This window comes from Streptomyces roseoverticillatus (assembly GCF_000719265.1).
GTDB lineage: Bacteria > Actinomycetota > Actinomycetes > Streptomycetales > Streptomycetaceae > Streptomyces > Streptomyces roseoverticillatus.
On sequence record NZ_JOFL01000090.1, the window covers coordinates 1 to 205 of the forward strand.

Consider the following 205-nt stretch of genomic DNA (forward strand, 5'->3'; position numbering starts at 1 on the left):
GATCACATAGAAAGCCTCGTCGGGCGTACGACCGAGCAGCGCACCCTGACGCCACTGATCGGTCAGGAAGCTGGTGACCGCATGCCGGAGAGTGCCCCAGAGACGCTCGTCGTTGGGCTCGAAGACAGCCCAGGTCGAGGACTGACGGATGGAATCCGACAGGAACGACACCAGACGACGCACATTGAGATAACGCCAGTCACGA

General features: G+C 61.0%; 1 protein-coding gene. It reads right to left on the reverse strand.

The window, feature by feature from the left end; translation table 11 throughout:
* On the reverse strand, window positions 1–205 hold a 205-nt coding region (locus IF61_RS34960; RefSeq protein ID WP_281178056.1), incomplete at both ends, for a phage tail sheath C-terminal domain-containing protein.